The organism is Haladaptatus sp. SPP-AMP-3, assembly GCF_049568665.1.
Lineage (GTDB): Archaea > Halobacteriota > Halobacteria > Halobacteriales > Haladaptataceae > Haladaptatus > Haladaptatus paucihalophilus.
The window spans coordinates 191,470-209,469 of sequence record NZ_CP145901.1; the positions used below are offsets into that span (position 1 = coordinate 191,470).

The window sequence follows — 18,000 nt, forward strand, 5'->3', positions numbered from 1 at the left end:
ACCTCGGACGACGGAAACGACCGCTTACCGCCAGAACGATGTAGATGTGTTAACTGCCATCGTCGGCTCACCCTCAGGACGATGCACGCGACTCGTCGCCACTGGATGGTCGTCTCGTTCGGGCTCTCTTTTTCGGTGTTGGCGGTGCTGCTCGACCGTCCGGCGCTCGTCTTCGGCACGGTTGGCGTCGCGTGTTGGTCGCTCGTTCGCTCCGTCTCCTTCGCGTCGGAACTCCGGCGGCAGGTCGAGGAAACGACCGTCACCCAGACGCCCGCCCGCGACAGCGTTCGAACGGACACGCCGCTATCGGTGAGCGTGGACGTCGAGGGACCGCGTGACACGCGACTCGACCTCGGCGTCGAATCTCGTCCGCCGCTTTCGAGTCGCCGGGCGAGCGCGGCGGCCCGGACCGCGACACTCGGTGCGGACGAGGCGACCGCGACGACGACCTATTCGGTGACGGTTCCGACCGCCGGAACCGTTTCGTTTCGGCCCCCGGTGCTCGAAAGCACCGACGAGTTGGGACTGTTCACCGCCCGATGGGTCGGGGACGACGAACCGACGGTGACCGTCACGCAGCGAACGCCGCGGAACGTTCACGTGGGGCGCGGCGGCAAAATGGCACAGACGAGGTACGGGAATCAGCAGGCGGAACGAAACACGAGCGGACAGGCGACCGCCGAGATACGAGAGTACACGACCGGCGATAGCCTCCGCCACGTCGACTGGAACGCGACGGCTCGGTTCAGCTATCCGCACGTCCGCGAGTACGAGAACGAAGCCGACCGCAAGGTGGTGATATTCATCGACCGGCGGCCGTCGGTCGGGAACGGTCGTCCGGGCGAAACCCAGTTCGCGTATCTTCGGGAGGTCGCGCTCACACTCGTCGAAGAGGCCAACGAACGGTCGGATTCGGTCGCCCTGTACGCGGTCGGTCGCGACGGGATAGCCGCACGCCATCCGTTCCGTTCGACGCCGACGCACTACGCGGCCATCCGCGAGACGCTCTACTCGCTCGGCCCGGAAGGTTCCGAGGGCGGTGCCGACGGAAAGAGGGTCGAGGAGCGAGCAACCACCGAACGAATGTCCGGGTCGGTCGCGTCCAGACGGCGGAAAACCCTCCGCGGGGACGACTCGGCGTTCGCGGCGCGACTCCGACCCTTCCTGACGAACGCGACCGGGGCGGGGGCGAACGCCACGCCCCTGCGTTCGACGGTCGAGCGGGGACTCACGCGACACGCCGAGAACGTCTCTGCCGTCGTTCTCACGTCCGACGCCCACCGACACGAAGTGCGAGACTGCGTTCGGCACGCGAGTCAGCAAGCGACGTGGGCGAACGCGTTTCTCGCGCCGCGCGTGTTGTTCGACCCGACCGACCTGACGGATCTCGACGAGACGTACGGCAGATACGTCTCGTTCGAGCGGTTCCGACGGAAACTCGGCGCGTATCCGCGGGTGTCGGCCTTCGAGGTCGGACCGGGAGACAGGCTCGAAACCGTTCTCTCCTCTGCACGGGAGGCGCGCGTCTGACCATGCTCGAATCGAACGTGCGAACGCGATTCGGCGGAGTCGCCGTCGTCGCGGCGGCGAGCGCGCTGGCGTTCGCCCACCGGGAGGAAGGGGTGGTCGCGGGGGTCGCACTGGTCGCGCTCTGGGCGTTCACCCCGGCGGTGTACGCGTTCGTCGGCGGGCAACTCGCCGTCGTCGCGCTGTATCCGCCCCACGCCCTCGACTGGACGGTCCCGGTCGTCGAACTCGGGGTGACGCTCGCGCTGTTGTCGCCGTCGGTTCGGACGTCGACCGCGCGGAGGAAATCCGAAACCGCCGCCATCGTCGCCTGCTGTGTCGGCCTGACGTGGGTCGGCCTCCTCGAACTCGGTACGCTGACCGTCGCGGCAATCGTCGTCTTCGCGGCCGGTACCGCGTCGGTGCTGGTCTCCCGGTACGGCCGCGCGGTCACGCGGGGTGACGTTCGATGAGCAGCGAGCCACCCCGACCGGACGTGGAGCGCGATTCGCCCGGAGAGGACGAGCGATTCCGGCTGAAGGCGGAAGTCGAGATACTCCGCGAGGAGAACGCGGCGCTCCGGGAGGAGTACGCCCGCGTTCGGCGGATCAGAAACCGAAACGCCGCGGTCGGCCTCGCGGTCGTGGGACTGGTCGCGGTCGGCGGGGCGGCGGTCCTACCGTCCGTGCGAACGATTCTCCTCGTGCTCGGTGCGACCGGGTTGTTCACCGCGACGCTGGTTTACTCCCTCGAACCGACGCGGGTGCTCCCCGCGAGCGTCAGCGAAGCGGTCTACGGTACGCTGGCGGCCAACGAATCGTCGCTCGTCGCCGAACTGGGGTTGGACGGCTCGCCGACGTACGTTCCCACCGACGTCTCGGGAACGCCGTCGGTCGTGTTGTTCGTCACGCGGGCGACGGACGACGACCGGCCGTCGCTCCCGGATTCGGACTCCCTGTTCGTGATTTCGGACGGGGCGGACGAACACGGCGTCGCGCTCCACCCGAGCGGCGCGTCCCTCCTCGACTCCGTTCGACGGTCGATACCCGACGAGGTGGGACGGACGCCGGGTGACCTCGGTAACGGACTGGCGGAAGCCGTCGAAACCCTCGGCATCGTCGATGCGGCCTCGGCCGCGGTCGAGGACGAAAATCGCCTCACCGTGTCCGTGTCCGGGCAGTCGTACGGCTCGCTCGACCGGTTCGACCACCCGGTCGTCTCGCTTTTCGCGGTGGGGCTGGCCGCCACGCTCGACGAACCGGTCCGCGTCGAACACGTCGAATCCACCGGCGACGCCGACTCCCTCGTCGAACTTCGCTGGGGCGAGTGATCAGACGTCGTCGTCCGTCTGCTGGTCGTCGTCCCCCCGCTCGTGGTCGTCCTGCTGGTCCCCGTCGTCCTGCCGGTCGTCACCCTCCTGGTACCCGCCGTCGGGGGTCGGGACGAGTTCGTCCATCGTGCTTCCCGGCGGGTCGATAGACTCCTCGACGGAATCGAGCACGTCCGTCACCGTCGTCTCGCGTAACTCCGCGTCCGCGTCGAGCACCACCCGGTGGATGAGCACGGAACGAAGGTGAAACTTCACGTCGTCGGGTACCACGTAGGAACGGCCGTGAATCGCGGCGCGCGCCTTCGCGGTCTGGAGGAACGCTATCGATGCACGCGGAGAGCCGCCGTACTCGACCGCCCCGTGCGTTCGAACCGCCTCGACGAGCCGCCGGATGTACGTTTTTATCTCCGGAGCGACGTGGACCTCGGCGACCTCGCGTCGCGCATCGTCGATGACGTCGGTCGTCACGACCTGCGCTACGTCGTCCGGCCCGAGGTTCGGGTTCGCATCGATGCGGTCGAGCAGTTCCCGCTCTTCGTCGGCGGACGGGAGGTCGACCACGACTTTCTGTTGGAACCGGTCGCGCTGGGCCTCCGGGAGTTGGTAGGTGCCCTCCATGTCGATGGGGTTCTGCGTGGCGATGACCATGAACGGGTCGGGAAGCGAGAGCGTCTCGCCGTTGATGGTCACGTGCTCTTCTTCCATCGCTTCGAGGAACGCGCTCTGGGTTTTCGGCGTGGCGCGGTTGATCTCGTCGGCGACGACGAGGTTGGCGAAGATGGACCCCTTCTGGAGCGTGAACTCGCCGGTCCCCTCCCGATAGACGTGGGTGCCGGTGATATCGGCGGGCAGCAGGTCGGGTGTCATCTGAATCCGGCTGTGCGAGAGGCCGGTCGCCCCCGCGAAGAGATTCGCGACCATGGTCTTTGCGATGCCGGGGACGCCTTCGAGCAGGACGTGGCCGCCGGTCAGCAAGGAAACCGTGAGGTGTTCGACGAGGGGTTCCTTCCCGATGAGCACGTGGCCGACCTCCGTCAGAATCGAGTCGTACAGCGCCTCGGCGTCAGTCACCGTCCTCACCCCCCGTTTGCGCGGCGCGACTGGCGGCGACGACGCGCTCGATGCGGTCCCGCGACCACGACGGATACCGACGTTCGATGGCGGCGGCCAACTCGTCGGCATCGACGGACACGGCGGACGCGTCGGCGTTCGTCCCGAACCGGCGGCTCCAGCCGACGCGCGCCGACAGCCGGGAAACAGCGTTCGAAATCGGCTCCGGGTGGCGCACAGCGAGGGCGACGAGGGCGAGCGCGCCGACGAGGGCGAGCTGTGCCGCGAGCGACCGCCGAAGGACGACGAGCACGAGGGCGAACGGTGGCGGCGCTTCGCCGTGCGCGTAATCGAAGACGGCGCGGTCGTGTGCGGCGAGCAGGTCCCGAACGAAGCGTTCGTTGCCCGGACGGGAGAGCATCGAGTTGATGGCGATGCTCGGGTCGCCGACGACGACGACTCGCCCGTCGCCGACGGTCTCGACCGTCGCAACGGGATAGCTGTCGAGGTGTTCGGTCCCGTCGAGCGTCCCGTTGCCGTTCACGTCGCGGTAGCCGAAGTCGGACGTGGCGGCGAGCGTAGTCGCCCCGTTCGGTCGGATAGCGGTTCCGTAGTTGAGCGTCAGTCGGTCCGCCGTTGCGACGAGCGAATCGTTCGCGGCGGTCGTGTTTGCGGTGGTTGCGATTGGCATGGCTGGTGAGTGGTAGTTGTGTCGTTCGTCGCGGAGGGCGGCCCCGTCGATTCGGGCGTCCGCGCCGAGCGACGCGAGGAGGTCGTTGCTTCGGTTCGCACGGTCGTCCATCACGACGACGGTGCCGCCGCGACGGACGAACCGGCGCAAGGCCATCCCCCGCGAATCCGACTGCGGGGCGACGACGAAGGCGACCGTCCCGTTCGCGCGAAGCGTACGATACCGCGACGGTTCGAGCACGACGTTCGGTCCGCCCCCGGCGCGGTCTATCCACCCGCGAAGGGTCGAAGTCCCGTCCCACGTGGGATTGTACGCGCCGAAATCGCGGGTCGAACTAACGCTTCCGGCGGCTATCGTGACGAGAACGAGTATCGACAGGACGAGCAGTGCGGCGGTCGGGGCACGGGGTGAGCCGCGTCCGTTCACTGTCGCTCCTCACACCCCGAGGACGCTATCCTCGTCCCGGTCGCTCGCCATCGTCTGTCGGTCCCGCCCGGTCCGAGAACGGCCCCCACGCGCGTTTCGCACGGTACCGCCTGTAAACGCGCTCCGGTCATCACCGGTGATGCGACGATGGTCCTTACAAAGCTATCGGCTATCGTGACGAATCAACGGCGGAGTATATCGCTCGAATCCGAGACGGGCCGGTCCATCGGGAACAGAATGGCACGATGAACGAAGAACAGTTCATCCAGTGTGGAGAAATGAAATGGTACTGTAAATTCACCATACACAACCCGTTTTACGCGGCGATTTCCGCGGAACGGATTCGTTACGTCGGACGAACAACGGTTCGAACGGATGAACGCACGTCACGACGAACGGTACGTTCGAGATAGACCGGTCGTAACGTCCTTATCGACCGCTGCGACGGGATGTAACGTCGAAGTGGCCGCATTCGCCCCGACTCGTGGTCCCGCCATCCCGGAGCGGTCACGAGGGGAGACGAGCGGCCTCCAGATAGCGTCAAGATATCCAGGTTAGACCGTCGGAACCCTCTAAATAACAAATAAAGGTGCCCACTTAGGAGGGCCGTGATATATATGATACCGTCATGGCTCGATGGACGACAGACCGCTAGTGGGCGCCGCGTTCACACGACACAACCGCCGGAGCGCGAAGAAGCGTCGAAATCGATCGGGGAAAGCGAAGACGAGAGAGCGTCGATGGAACGAGCAAACGCCGCCCACTGGAGGTGACCGTTCTATGTGTGGCATCATCGGGTGTGCGGGGGACGGCGGCGACATGGTTCCGACGTTGCTGAACGGACTGTCGAAGTTGGAGTATCGCGGCTACGACTCGACGGGATTGGCGGTCAGCGACTCCGCTATCCGAGTCGTCAAGCGCGAAGGGGACCTCGACGAACTCGTCGGGACGGTCGATTCGGAGTTCGACCGCGGCGGCGCGGCAGGTATCGGTCACACGCGATGGAGCACGCACGGAAAGCCGTCGGACGAGAACGCACACCCGCACACGGACTGTGCGGGCCGGGTCGCGGTCGTGCACAACGGCATCATCGAGAACTACCAACTCCTCCGCGACGAGTTGCGGGCGTTAGGCCACGAGTTCGAGAGCGAGACGGACACGGAAGTCGTCCCGCACCTCATCGGTCACTACTTGGACACCGGAGCGACGCGGCGGGACGCGTTCCGCCGTGCGGTCGAAAAGTTGGACGGAAGCTACGCGCTCGCGGTCATATTCGACGACCACGACCGAGTGATGGCGACGAAAAAGGATTCGTCGCTCGTCCTCGGCGTCGGCGACGGGACGTACGTTGCGAGCGACGTGACCGCGCTCGTCGGGCACACCGATACCGTCGTCCACCTACACGACGGGGAGTTCGCATTCCTCACCGACGACGGGTACACCATCGTCGATGGGAACGGCACGCCGCAGTCGAAGACGGGGACGGAAATCGAGTGGGACGCGGAGTCGGTTACCAAGGGTAGCCACGACCACTACATGCGAAAGGAGATTCACGAACAGTCGAACGCGCTGCGCGAGTGCCTCCGTAACCGATTCTCGATGGGCGATTCCGTCTCGCTCGACGCCATCGAGGACGGCTACCGTCCTGAGTCCGTCCACCTCGTCGCGTGCGGAACGAGCTATCACGCGGCGCTCTACGGAGCGAAGCTGTTGCGAAAGCGGGGAATCCCGGCGCAGGCGTATCTGGCGAGCGAGTACGCGCTGTCCCCGCCACCGGTACGGGACGGGACGCTGGTCGTCGGCGTCACCCAGAGCGGCGAGACGGCGGACACGCTCGGTGCGCTCCGAACGGCCACCGCGGAGGGTGCGCGCACGCTCGCGCTGACGAACGTCGTGGACAGCACCGCGGCGCGCGAGTGCGACGACGCGCTCTACATCCGGTCGGGACCGGAAATCAGCGTCGCGGCGACCAAGACGTTCGCCAGCCAACTCGTCACGCTCGTGCTGTTCGCGCTCCAGTCGGCCGGTGGGCCGAGCGCCGAGACGGAGCGGTTCGTTTCGGCGCTCACCGAACTGCCGGGGCACGTCCAACGTCTCCTCGAGACGACAGCGTCGGCGACGACGGCCCGGCGACTCGCGGACAGTTCCAGCTACTTCTTCATCGGCCGCGGGTTGCAGTATCCCGTCGCGTTGGAGGGCGCGCTCAAGATGAAGGAGATAACCTACGAGCACGCGGAGGGGTTCGCCGCGGGCGAACTCAAACACGGGCCGCTCGCGCTCGTGACGGAGGACACGCCCGTCTTCGTCTCCGTAGTCGGCGACGACGAAACCGCCAAGAAGACGGTCGCCAACGCGAAGGAGGTGAAAGCGCGCGGCGCGCCGCTCGTGGCCGTCACCGACGGCGTGTCGTCCGTCGACCGCTTCGCGGACGAGGTGCTGACGATTCCGCGGACGAATCGCACGCTCGCGCCGATACTCGTCAACGTGCAGTACCAACTGCTCGCGTACCACACGGCCGACCACCTCGGACGCGACATCGACAAACCGCGAAACCTCGCCAAGAGCGTCACCGTCGAGTGACGTTTCCGCGACCGCTTCCGGTGGCGGACAGCCCCGCCGCGGGACCGCGACCGGTATCGACGGAACAGGCGCCGCTCCCGCGCGGCGTGGTGATGACGAGCGGGTCGCGCCCGTGTGCCGAGTAGACGACGTTTCGCCGGGCGACCCAGCGGTCGTAGCGGCGCGTCGTGACCGCGGTCGGGGACGACGGGAACAGTTGCGCCCCGACCGTCGTCCACGACCGCTGTGCGACGACCGGGCAGTTCGGCGGCGGTCCGTTCCCGTGGAGCCACCCGTACAGCGGCGTGTATCGCGCGTCGGCCCGGGCCGGGTAGTAGTTCGTCGAGAGGATGACCACGTGTCCGTCGCCGACCCACCCGCCGTCGATCTCGTTCGAGGCGAACGTCGCGGTGGCGAACTCGGACGGCGTTACCGTCGGTTGAGCGGACGTGGCGTGCAGACCCGCGAAGGCGACCGGAACGCTCGCGACCACACAGAGCGCGAGAAGCGGAACCGCGAGTCGACGGGCGGCGGTCCGAACCGCGGTTTTCGACGTGCGACGGACGCCGACATCGACGGCCGCCAGCGCCGCGAGCGCGCACATGGTGAAGTGGGTGAATATCTGACTTCGGACGGCGAGCGACTCGTACTCGTGCGTGAGGGAACCGGTCAGCGCGAATCCGATGAGGACGAGCGGGGCGACGAGGAGGGAACCGACGACGACGGCGGGTCCCCTCGCGTCGGACGCCCGCGGCAACCCCCACGCGGCCAGCAGACCGATACCCGCGGCCGGGAGCAACAGCGCGAGTTGGAGCGCATCGGTACCGGCCGTGCCGGGGAAGATGGGAAGAAAGTGGTTGGCGACCAACAGCGTCACCACGCCGACGATGAGGCCCGCCGGAACGAGGCGCTGGACGGTCGTTCCCACGGACGGGAGCAGCGAGACGAACGCGACGAGGAAGACCACCCACGCGAGAAACAGGCCGGGAAGCGAGGAGACGTAGCTGGCCTCCGCCAATCCCGTGACCTGGTAGTATGCCACCGTGAACGTCCAGAAACCGACGAGGACGACGACGCCGAACGCGACCCGGCGCGTCGTCGGTCGTCGGAGCGAGCGGACGAACACGGCGAGCAACGCGAGCGCGGCGACCATCGCGCCGAGGTTGTGCGTGAACGGCAGGAACGCGACGGACACGAGCGTCAGCGCCATCCACGCCGGTCGTTCGGTCCGAAGCGCCCGGTAGAACGCGATGACGGTCACGAGGACGAGCGCGTGGCCGAGCATCTCGCTGCTGACGGCGGCCGAACGACCGAGGTAGACGCCCTCGGCGGCCAACGCCAACCCGGCGAGGGCGGCCGCGAACCGCGTGTGCGACGGCTTCCAGTCGCGCCGAGTACAGACCCGGCGAACGACGCTCACGACGACGAGCGCGGGAACCGTCCCGATGACCGCGACGAGGAACTGCGAGACGGCGAGCGGACTCGCGCCGGTCGCCTGACTCACCCCGGTCAGGTACGCGGCGAAGACGTACTCGTCGGGGTTGAGAAACCGACCGGCGGCGGCGAGGTGCCCCGCGGTACCGGCCTTTCGCGCCAGCGCGGCGAAGTGGTAGCCGTCGACGTTGTACGGCAGGGACGTCCAGTGGAGCGGGAGCGTCCGCATCGCCGCGCCGACGAGGAACACCGCGAGGCCGACGAGCAGGTAGCGACGGCGGTCAGTCATCCGCGTCACCCCCGGTATCGGGGTCGCGTGCGTGTCGGGGAACCGCCGACAGGAGCGCTCCCGGTTGCGCGGTCGTGAGCGCCGCGACGGCGAGGACGGCGCTGAGACACATGACGCCGACGCCGCCGACCACGGCACCGGCGACGACGCGCGGGTTCAAGACCGGCGGAATGCGGATGCCGTAGAGCACGAGCAGGTCGCGGTTCGCCAACAGCGAGAGCACGCCGAGCGCGAGCGCGAGCGCCACGACGGTTGCGACCGCGCCGACGACGGCCGCGTCCACGAGGACGGTTCGGAGGAGACCGAGCGGCGACGCCCCCGTCGCTCGATGGACGCCGAACACGCGTCGGCGCGAGTGGACGGTGTAGGCGACGGTCGCCGTCGTGCTCCCGACGGTCATCAGCCCGGCCAAGCAGACGAGGACGGCGACGAGGAGGTTGAGGTTGCCGAACGCCGTCGAAATCGCGCGGCCGATGCCCGTCTCGCCGCTGGCCCCGCTGCTGGCGAGCGCGGTGGCGATTCGGTCGTCGCCCGTGACGCGGTAGGTCGCCGTTCCCAGTTCCCGTCCGTCGGCGGTCACCCGAACCGTGTGCGACCCGGGCGTTTGGCGACCGAGACCGACGCTCACCGTCGTTCGCGCGCCCGGTTCGAGCGTGACCCGGCGGGTGGCCCGCTCGCCGTCGGCGACGAGCGTCACCGTCTTCGAGAGGGTGTCGTTCCACGGATTGGTCAGGGTAAGGAGGGCGGTGGGACGGGTGAGGAGGGACGGCTTCGACGGCCGAACCCGAACGCGGGCGGAGAGGGAGCGCGGCGCGTCGCGCGAAACCGTCACCGTCTCGCGCGCCGTCCGTCCGCCGTGCGCGGCGCGAACGGTCGCGTTCCCCGTCGCGTCGAGTCGGACCCGTGCGGTGCCGTTCGAACCGGTCCGCACCGTCCGCCCGCCGACCGAAACCGTCGCGTCGGAAACCGGTGCGCCGCCGACGCCGAGTACGCTGACGAGGGGAGTGCTACCGGGCGGCGCTCGCGCCGGAAGGCCGCGTAGTTCGATGGCGTCGCGCGGAACGACGCGAATCGAACGGGTCTGCCCGCCGACCGAAATCCGATGACGGCCGAGTCGCGTCGCCCGAACCCGGACCGCGACCTCCCGATGTTCGTGCGGCCCGAGCGTGACGGAGGTAGCGCGCGTTCTGCCGTCGATTTCGACGGTTAGGGTTCGGGTCACGCGGGACGAACCGAGGTTTTCGATCTGCACCCGAACGGGGACGGTGGCGTTTCGCGGGACCCGTTCGGGCGTCGAGACGCCGACGACGGCCGTGTCGCGGTCGGTGGCGACGGTCGCCGTGGTCCGAATCACCTGCACCATCCCGCGGTCCACGCGGGCGAGGTGGCGAGCCGTTTCGAGCGAGACGACCAGTTGGTCGTCGAAGGGACCCGGCGCGCGATACTCGCCGACGATTTCGACGCGGGTCACGCCCGGAACCGTGCTGCCGCCGAGGGTGAGCGAGTCGTTCGTCGTCACGCCGAGGGTACGGGCGAGGTCGGCACCGATGACGGCTTCGCCGGGGTCGTCGGGCCGCCGCCCGCGGGCGAGGGTCGCGTTCGAGACGCGTTCGAACGGCCCGTAGTTCGCCCCGCGAACCAACATCGGTCGGCCGTCGCGGACGGCGAACGCGAGGATTTCGGGGCTGGCCGCGGTTCCGTGGTCGCGGAGCGCCGTCGCGTAGCTCTCGGGAACGCGGCTGTCTATCGGATGCGACGCGCCCGGTTGGGCGACCGTCGTCCCGCCGGTTCGGACCATCGGCGTGACGACGCCCGCGATGGACGCGACGAGGACGACGACCAGACAGAACGCCGCGAGGGGCGCGACGCTCGGAACGAGAATTCGCCAGTCGAGCAGGGCGAGGGACCGACCGCGGGAGAGCGAATCGGCGAGACGGGCGCTCCACCCCGACCCACCTCGCGGGGACAGCGACCGGACGGGTGGCCCGCGAGTACAGGCGCGTGCGGCGAGATACCCGGCGAACGCGCCGATTACGACGACGACGCCGTACAGCGGCAGGAGTATCGCCGCGGCGCGAGGGGAGACGCGAATCGAGAGCGACGTCGGCATGTGCAGGTACACGGCGGCGTTGACGGCCGTCCGCGTCACGACGACGCCGACGGCGTACCCGAGGGCGGTACCGATAGCGGTCAGCGCCCCCGACCTGAGCGCGTACAGGCGGCGAATCCGGGTCGGACGGTCCCCCGTGGCTCGGGCGACGAAAATCGTCCGCCGCCGGTCGTAGGTGTGCATCCGCGTGACGCCGTAGACGGTGACGCCGACGAGGACGCCCGCCCCCGCCGCCGTCAACCCGAGGACGGTGACGACCTGCCGCATCCCGGCGAGGAAGAACGCGAGCGCCGACCGGAGCGGAACGCCGCCGGGCGGGACGGAGGCGGAGGAGGCGGCTGACGCGTGTTCGACGACGAACGCACCCGTCGTGCCGAGCCGCTCGACCACCGACTCGTTCGCCACGTACCACCGCGGCGGCAGGACCGACTCCGGCGCGTGTCGAGGGCGAACCGACAGCGACAGTCGAGCGTCCCGCCCGCGAACAACGCGCTTCGTTTCCGACGCGACGTCGCCCGTCACCCCCCCGGACTCCGGCGGACAGGGAATCGTGACTGACGACCGGCGGTCGAACGACGTCGCTTGCGGACAGGCGACGCCGACGACACGGGTGTCGGTACCGTCCGCCCCCTCGACCGTCGCCGTGGGGAGAACCACCGCTTCGCCGTCCGCCGCGGCGCGGGCGCTCGAAACGGTCGGGTAGAAAGTCGCGTGGCCCTCGGTCGTGTACTCTTTCGCCATGGAGGTCGTCTGCGCACCGGCGGCGAGGACGACGAGGGTCGTGCCCGTGAGGAACGCGACGGCCACGACGACGACGAGGACGGCGAGCGCATCGCGGCGCGACCATCGACGGAGCAGGTGTCGTCTGTAGCCCACCGACTACCCCCGTCCCCGCGTCGTTTCGGAGCGGTTCGCGGTCCGAGTCGCCCAGAGGTGAATCTCCTGATCCGCGTTCTCGACGGTCGGCGTCGGCGGCACGGCCCCCTCGTACAGCAGGAACACGACGCGCTGGTGGGGACCGCCAACCGACGACGGAACGGCGTACGGGATGGTGCGACTATCGCCAGCGTCGAGCGTGACGCGGCGCGTCGTGAGGGTCCGCCGCGTTCGAATCGACATCGGGTCGTTCGGTCGGACGCGCTGGTGTTGCACGACGACCGTGTAGCGAACCCGACTGTGTTCGTGGTTTTCGATGCCGATACTGCCGTCGAAATCGGGGGCCGCGACACCCGCGGACGGAGCGGCCGTGGACGAGTTTCCGGTACTGAGGTAGAACTCGGTGTACGATTCCGTCCGCCCGAGTCCGCCGAGCGCCGTGCCGATGCTGACGAGCGCGGCGACGAGAAGCAAAACTAACACGACGTTCAGCACGCTGTCGAGACGCGTTTCCGCCCTCCGAATCCGGAAACGGCGGAGCGTGCGCTTCGGGGACGGGAAGCCGACGGAGCGGCGCTCGGGGCGCCGACGCGCGGCCGCGACCACCGAGACGAGGAGGGTGAACCCGGCGGTCGAGAACAGCACCGGAACGGGCCGGATGCCGACGCCCGACCCGTCGAGACCCAGCGCGACCGCCGCGACGACGAGCACGCTCGCCACGACGGAGAATCCGACGCGCTCGAATCCGTCGAGTCGGGTATCGTCGGTCGTTCCGTCCCCGGGCGGAAACAGCGCGGAGAGTAGGACGTAGCCGGGAAAGAAGAGGACGAGGGGAAGCGTCAGAACGAGTCGAATCGGTTGTGCACCGAGAAACGGGACGAACGGCGACCCGGCCGCGAGAACCGAACACACGTCCACCGCGACGAGGTCGGCCGATGACCGAAGGTCGAACCCGGACGTCGACGTGGACGTATCACTCATTCACCAAGCGGACGACAGCCGTCGTCAAGAATCCTTCTGAAAATCCGACACATATCTCCGTGCGAACAACGGCTGATTTTACCGGCTGAATCGACGGGACCACGCGATACGACCGGTCAGAGTCGGTGAGCCGGTCGAACGGCAAAAATCGGGGGAGAGCGTTCGCCCGTCGAGCGTCGATGAACCGGGAGAAAAGTCGTCGTTCCCGGCACTTATTATTAACCAAACCGTACTATTTTACTATATTTGTTATAATTATGGCCCACTTTTAGCAGCTACAGTAATAACAGTTGGCCGAGAACGGGAAAACGAGATGAACGACGTCGGCACGATTCCGACACGAAGTCCGATGGTACCCTCCGGAGAGAGAAATCGGCGTCCGACCGACCCGCTCGACGAATCGAACGACCGCGGCGGAGTCGAAATCCGTCCGAGCGACCGGTGACGATGCCGGGAGACGTACTCGTCGTTGGCGGTTACGGCGCGGTTGGTCGCGTCGTCAGCACCCGACTCGTCGCGGACGCGCCGGGGCGGGTCGTCGCCGCCGGACGAACGGCCGAGAAAGCGAAGCGGTTCGCGGCGTCGGTCGAAGGACTCCGGCCCGGTGTCGCGGATACCGATGCCCCCGAGACCTTCGACGACGTTCTCGACGGCGTTTCCACGGTCGTCGTGTGCCTCGACCAAGGCGGTCCGGCGTTCGCCGCCGCGTGTCTGGAGCGGGGAATCGACTACGTGGACGTGTCACCGACGGATACGCACCTTCGGGAGATAGAAGCGCTCGACAACATGGCCCGTGAGACGGGCGCGTCGGGCGTCCTCAGCGTCGGCCTGTCGCCCGGCATGACGAACCTGTTCGTCGCCGAGAGCGCCGGAGCGCTCGAAACGGTGGACCGAGCGGACATCACCCTCCTGCTGGGAGTGGGCGAGTCGTTCGGTCCGGACAGCCTCGAATGGACGGTCGGGGCGGCCAGCACCGACTTCGCGGTGAAACGCGAGGGGCGACGGACGCCCGTTCAGGCGTTCACGGACCCGCGGACGGTCGTCCTGTCGGGGTGGGGTCGCCGTCGGGCGTACCGCGCGAACCTCGCCGACCAGCACGTCCTCGCGCGGACGACGGACATTCCGTCGGTCGAGACGCGACTCTGTTACGATTCGCGGCTACTGACCGAATACGTCGCCGCGACGACGCGACATGGACTCGCACGACCGTTCGTGTCGCTCGTCGGGGCCGACCGCCTCGCGTCGCTCATCGACCGCGCGCCGTTCGGCGCGGCCGAGTCAGTCGTCCAGACGGAAGTCGTCGGAACCGCGAACGGGCGACGGAAACGGTTCGTTCGATGGGTTCGCGGCCCGAATCAGGCTCGAGCGACGGCGTTGGTCGCCACCACGACCGTCCGACGGTTGTGGGACGACGGTACGAGCGCCGGGGTGGGGCACCTCCACGAACTGTTCGCACCCGACCGGTTCGTGACGGCGCTTCGAGAAGCGGGGTACGCGGTCGGTCGGGAAGAAGCGCCGCCGGTGTAGGCGTCGGGGGAGAGTTACCAGCAAGCGGCCGAGACAGTGACGAACGCGTCGGTCAAGGTGTCGCTCGGCTTAGCCCTTTTCCCGACCGATGAGTACCATAGTCATAAACTAAACCACAAGATAGATTATGGAGTTGTCTAATTTCTATAGCTGAATAGAAAACTATGCGCCGTCGTCAATTCGTCCTCGCCTCCGGAATCGGAGCAGTTGCCGCGTTGAGTGGATGCCTCGGTAGCGACTCCTCCCCCCCTCCACGGAAATCGAGCGTCATCACGAACTTCGAGATGCAATCCGGGTCGCTCGTCATCGACCTCGTCGACGACCCCTGGCTCATGTCCCGGTACGACGGGAATCAGGGGTCCGCCGGGATGTTGAGCCCCGTCGGAATCGCCAGCGCCAAAGGCAAGAACGGCGGTGGCGGCGGCCGGGGTGCGACCGGTCGCGGCTCGGGGAGCTACTCGTCCGCCCCGCGAACCGGCCACGGCTACGCGTGGTATCACGGCGGCGGCTACGCCGACGACTGGTACGACGACCACGACGACGACGTGACCAGGTATCAGGTCGCAATCGCCACGCTCGGTATCGCCTACCTCGGCAGCACCGCGCAAATGCAGGACGACGCGCCGGACGCCGGGGCGGTCCCGTGGGACAAGACGTTCCGGAATCCGAGCGGCACCGTCGAATACGACGTTTCGGGTCGGAGCGGCATCTCGCAGGACGGCTGGTATCGCGTCGGTGCGAACGTCATGGACGCCGACGGCAATCACAACTTCCGCTGGGAGTGTTTCGACCTCGAAATCGACAGCGGCATCGGCGATGGGTTCAACATCGACGAAGAGTGGAAAGTGTCGCCGCGCATCTGAACGCGTCCGCGGTCCGCAACACGACTATCAACGGAAACGCAATGGTACCCCACACCCCCGCGATACATGGCTAAGAGGCGAACCGGAACAACGACGTTCCTCGCACTCACGTTCGTCGTGTCGTTCTGTAGCTTCGTCTACGAGTTCGTCTACTCCGAACTGCTGACGGTGATGTACGGCGAGACGGTGACCCAGTACGTCATCACCGTCGGACTGTACTTCTTCAGCCTCGGCATCGGTGCCGCGCTCTCCGACGACCTGAATCCCGACACTCACGGCGGGAACTTCTTCCGGACGGAAGTGTTCCTCGCCGCCGTCGCCCCGGCGGGATTCCTGCTCGTCATCGGCCTCAACAGCGTGCGTATTCCCCCGGCCGTCCCGGCGGAACTGCTCTGGGTCGTCGCGCGTCTCCCCGTCGTCGCCGTCGGGTTCCTCTCCGGGTTCGAACTCCCCTTGTTGACGCACATGGTGGACGAACTCGGAGACGACGGGGAAGCGGCCCCCGCGTGGCTCCGTCGCCTCGGCGGACGGGTGCACGGGAGCGTCATCGCCGTCCTCCGTCTCTTCTGGGACGTAGAGCGAAAGACGGGAACGCGGAGCGGCCTCTCGGTCGTGTTGGCGATGGATTACGTCGGCGGCCTCGCCGGAGCGGTGCTGTACGCCAGAGTGCTCTATCCCGGCTGGGGACTCATCCCGACGATATTCGTCCTCGCGCTGCTCAACGCGGTCGCGGCGCTTGTCTTCATCGTCCGCTTCGGCGAGTGGTCGTGGACGCCGCTCGACGTTCGAGCGCCGCTCGTCCGTCGGGTTCCGACGGTGCTCCTCGTCGTCTGCCTGCTGTTGACCGTCTCGTACGGCGGCGTCGTCGCAAAACACGACGCGGCGGACGAACGGCTCTCGGAGCTCTACCTCGAACAACACATCGAAAACGAGTATCAACCGGGCGCGATGCGGGCCCAGGTCGTCTCGCAGGAGACGACGCCGTACCAGCACGTCATCCGGTACAAGCGTACGTGGACCGGTGCCGGGCCGAATCCGTACTTCACCGGCGACACCGAACGGTGTCTCCGACTCGGCTCCGCGATACAGATGTGCGATAGCTGGGCGGACAGCTATCACAACGGGTTGGTCGACGTCCCGATGTCGATGTTCGAACACGGCCCGGAGACGAAGGTGCTCGTCGTCGGCGGCGGCGATTGGGTCGCCATCGACCACCTTCGGAAGTACGACGTCACCGTCGATCAGGTGGACCTCGACGCCGAGTTCATGAACCGGACGAAAAACGACCCGTTCTTCAGCCGGTGGCACCACGATTCCTACGAATACGAGCGGCTGAACACGACCATCGCCGACGGCTACCAGTACCTCCGGAAGACGGACGAGCGGTACGACCTCGTGCTCCTCGACATCCCCGGAGCGACGAACGACGACCTGCTCAAACTCTACTCGAAGGAGTTCTACGGTTCGGTGCGTCGCCACCTCACCTCGGACGGCGTGCTGGTGACGTGGACGTATTCTGCTGACAGCTACCCCGAACACCACAAGGCGTTCGTCAACACGGTCGGTGCCGCCGGGTTCACCCGCCAACTGCCGTACTGGGCGTGGGAAGACATCGACAGCGACGGCGAGACCGAACGCATCGAGCGGTTTTACGTGTTCGCACCCGGCGACCGACGGCCGCTCGGCGTCGAAAACGGAACCGCGTACGTGAACCGATACGCCGACCGGTACCGCGACCGCCGCTGGCAACCGGTGCCCCACTACCGCGGCGTCCGGGTGAACACCATCTTCCACCCGAACTACGACATCCTCATCGACACCTAACCATGCCCTCCAACACGCACGACACGGCCGACACGCCCACGACGCTGTACTTCGGGTACACCAGCGACGCGCCCGACCTCGCGTCGCTCGACGTGAAGACAGTCCATCCCGACACGCTCCTCGACCGCCCGGCGGTGTTCACCGTCATCGGCGAGTCGCACTACGTCGGCCTCCCGGAACTCGGGTTCCACGAACTGTGTTCCTGTAACTCCATCTCCTCGGAGACGGCGCACGAGACGCCGCTTTCGACCGCCGTCGAGCGGGAGTTCCGGTTCGGCGGCGAGCGCGTCGGCGCGACGACCGTCGTCGAAGGACGACCCATGAGCGCGTTTCCCGGCCCGGACGCGGCGACGGTCGCCTACCGATTCGGCCCCGACGCGTGGACGACGATTCTGGTCGGCGACGCCGGATACGAGACGTACCACACCTACCCGGAACACGGCCTCGCCCTCTACACCGAGACGGAACTGATTCGACGGCACGAACCACCCGCGACACCGGCCGGTGTCGCGAACCGACACCCAACGGAGTGAC

General features: G+C 67.4%; 15 protein-coding genes. 9 read left to right on the plus strand and 6 right to left on the minus strand.

Annotated features, from left to right (window positions below):
• Positions 1 to 81: 81 nt before the first annotated feature.
• From V5735_RS21125 to V5735_RS21135, 3 genes are read left to right on the plus strand one after another with little or no spacing between them, the layout of a single operon-like run.
• Positions 82 to 1,530, plus strand: a complete 1,449-nt coding sequence (locus V5735_RS21125; RefSeq protein WP_423747123.1) for a DUF58 domain-containing protein — start codon at positions 82 to 84, stop codon at positions 1,528 to 1,530.
• 2 nt (positions 1,531 to 1,532) lie between these two features.
• The gene (locus tag V5735_RS21130) at positions 1,533 to 1,979 is read left to right on the plus strand and encodes a hypothetical protein (protein ID WP_423747124.1); all 447 of its coding nucleotides are present in this window, start codon (positions 1,533 to 1,535) and stop codon (positions 1,977 to 1,979) included.
• A complete protein-coding gene (locus tag V5735_RS21135) occupies positions 1,976 to 2,836 on the plus strand; it encodes a hypothetical protein (protein ID WP_423747125.1) in 861 nt (286 codons plus the stop codon). The genes V5735_RS21130 and V5735_RS21135 overlap by 4 nt, the downstream gene beginning before the upstream one ends.
• Here the strand turns inward: V5735_RS21135 and V5735_RS21140 are convergent, their stop codons facing one another.
• The 3 genes from V5735_RS21140 to V5735_RS21150 are packed head-to-tail and all read right to left on the minus strand — an operon-like array spanning position 2,837 to position 5,134.
• Positions 2,837 to 3,907: an AAA family ATPase gene (locus V5735_RS21140; protein WP_423747126.1), complete on the minus strand. Its 1,071-nt coding sequence runs from the start codon at positions 3,905 to 3,907 to the stop codon at positions 2,837 to 2,839.
• Complete coding sequence (locus V5735_RS21145; protein WP_423747127.1) at positions 3,900 to 5,003, minus strand: DUF4350 domain-containing protein; 1,104 nt, start codon at positions 5,001 to 5,003, stop codon at positions 3,900 to 3,902. The genes V5735_RS21140 and V5735_RS21145 overlap by 8 nt, the downstream gene beginning before the upstream one ends.
• Positions 5,000 to 5,134 (minus strand): hypothetical protein, encoded by a 135-nt coding sequence (locus tag V5735_RS21150; RefSeq protein WP_423747128.1) that lies wholly within the window; start codon positions 5,132 to 5,134, stop codon positions 5,000 to 5,002. The genes V5735_RS21145 and V5735_RS21150 overlap by 4 nt, the downstream gene beginning before the upstream one ends.
• Positions 5,135 to 5,783: 649 nt before the next feature.
• Between V5735_RS21150 and glmS the strand changes: the two genes are divergently transcribed.
• Positions 5,784 to 7,583, plus strand: a complete 1,800-nt coding sequence (gene glmS / locus V5735_RS21155; RefSeq protein WP_423747129.1) for a glutamine--fructose-6-phosphate transaminase (isomerizing) — start codon at positions 5,784 to 5,786, stop codon at positions 7,581 to 7,583.
• On the opposite strand, the gene V5735_RS21160 is transcribed toward glmS, so the two are convergent.
• The 3 genes from V5735_RS21160 to V5735_RS21170 are packed head-to-tail and all read right to left on the minus strand — an operon-like array spanning position 7,570 to position 13,252.
• The gene (locus V5735_RS21160) at positions 7,570 to 9,285 is read right to left on the minus strand and encodes a sodium/phosphate symporter (protein WP_423747130.1); all 1,716 of its coding nucleotides are present in this window, start codon (positions 9,283 to 9,285) and stop codon (positions 7,570 to 7,572) included. The two genes, glmS and V5735_RS21160, sit on opposite strands and share 14 nt — an antisense overlap.
• A complete protein-coding gene (locus V5735_RS21165) occupies positions 9,278 to 12,271 on the minus strand; it encodes an FtsX-like permease family protein (protein ID WP_423747131.1) in 2,994 nt (997 codons plus the stop codon). The genes V5735_RS21160 and V5735_RS21165 overlap by 8 nt, the downstream gene beginning before the upstream one ends.
• Before the next feature lie 3 nt (positions 12,272 to 12,274).
• Positions 12,275 to 13,252 carry a DUF1616 domain-containing protein gene (locus V5735_RS21170; RefSeq protein WP_423747132.1) on the minus strand — a complete coding sequence of 326 codons (978 nt, stop codon included), beginning with the start codon at positions 13,250 to 13,252 and terminating at the stop codon, positions 12,275 to 12,277.
• Positions 13,253 to 13,565: 313 nt separating this feature from the next.
• Between V5735_RS21170 and V5735_RS21175 the strand changes: the two genes are divergently transcribed.
• The 5 genes from V5735_RS21175 to V5735_RS21195 all read left to right on the plus strand — a co-directional run bounded on the left by V5735_RS21175 (position 13,566) and on the right by V5735_RS21195 (position 17,999).
• Complete coding sequence (locus V5735_RS21175) at positions 13,566 to 13,697, plus strand: hypothetical protein (protein ID WP_423747133.1); 132 nt, start codon at positions 13,566 to 13,568, stop codon at positions 13,695 to 13,697.
• Positions 13,698 to 13,699: 2 nt separating this feature from the next.
• The gene (locus V5735_RS21180) at positions 13,700 to 14,779 is read left to right on the plus strand and encodes a saccharopine dehydrogenase family protein (RefSeq protein WP_423747134.1); all 1,080 of its coding nucleotides are present in this window, start codon (positions 13,700 to 13,702) and stop codon (positions 14,777 to 14,779) included.
• A gap of 164 nt (positions 14,780 to 14,943) precedes the next feature.
• Complete coding sequence (locus V5735_RS21185; protein ID WP_423747135.1) at positions 14,944 to 15,642, plus strand: hypothetical protein; 699 nt, start codon at positions 14,944 to 14,946, stop codon at positions 15,640 to 15,642.
• 66 nt (positions 15,643 to 15,708) lie between these two features.
• Positions 15,709 to 17,466, plus strand: coding sequence for a spermidine synthase (locus V5735_RS21190; protein ID WP_423747136.1), 1,758 nt, complete (start codon positions 15,709 to 15,711; stop codon positions 17,464 to 17,466).
• Between the two features lie 2 nt (positions 17,467 to 17,468).
• The gene (locus V5735_RS21195) at positions 17,469 to 17,999 is read left to right on the plus strand and encodes a hypothetical protein (protein ID WP_423747137.1); all 531 of its coding nucleotides are present in this window, start codon (positions 17,469 to 17,471) and stop codon (positions 17,997 to 17,999) included.
• Position 18,000 lies beyond the last annotated feature (1 nt).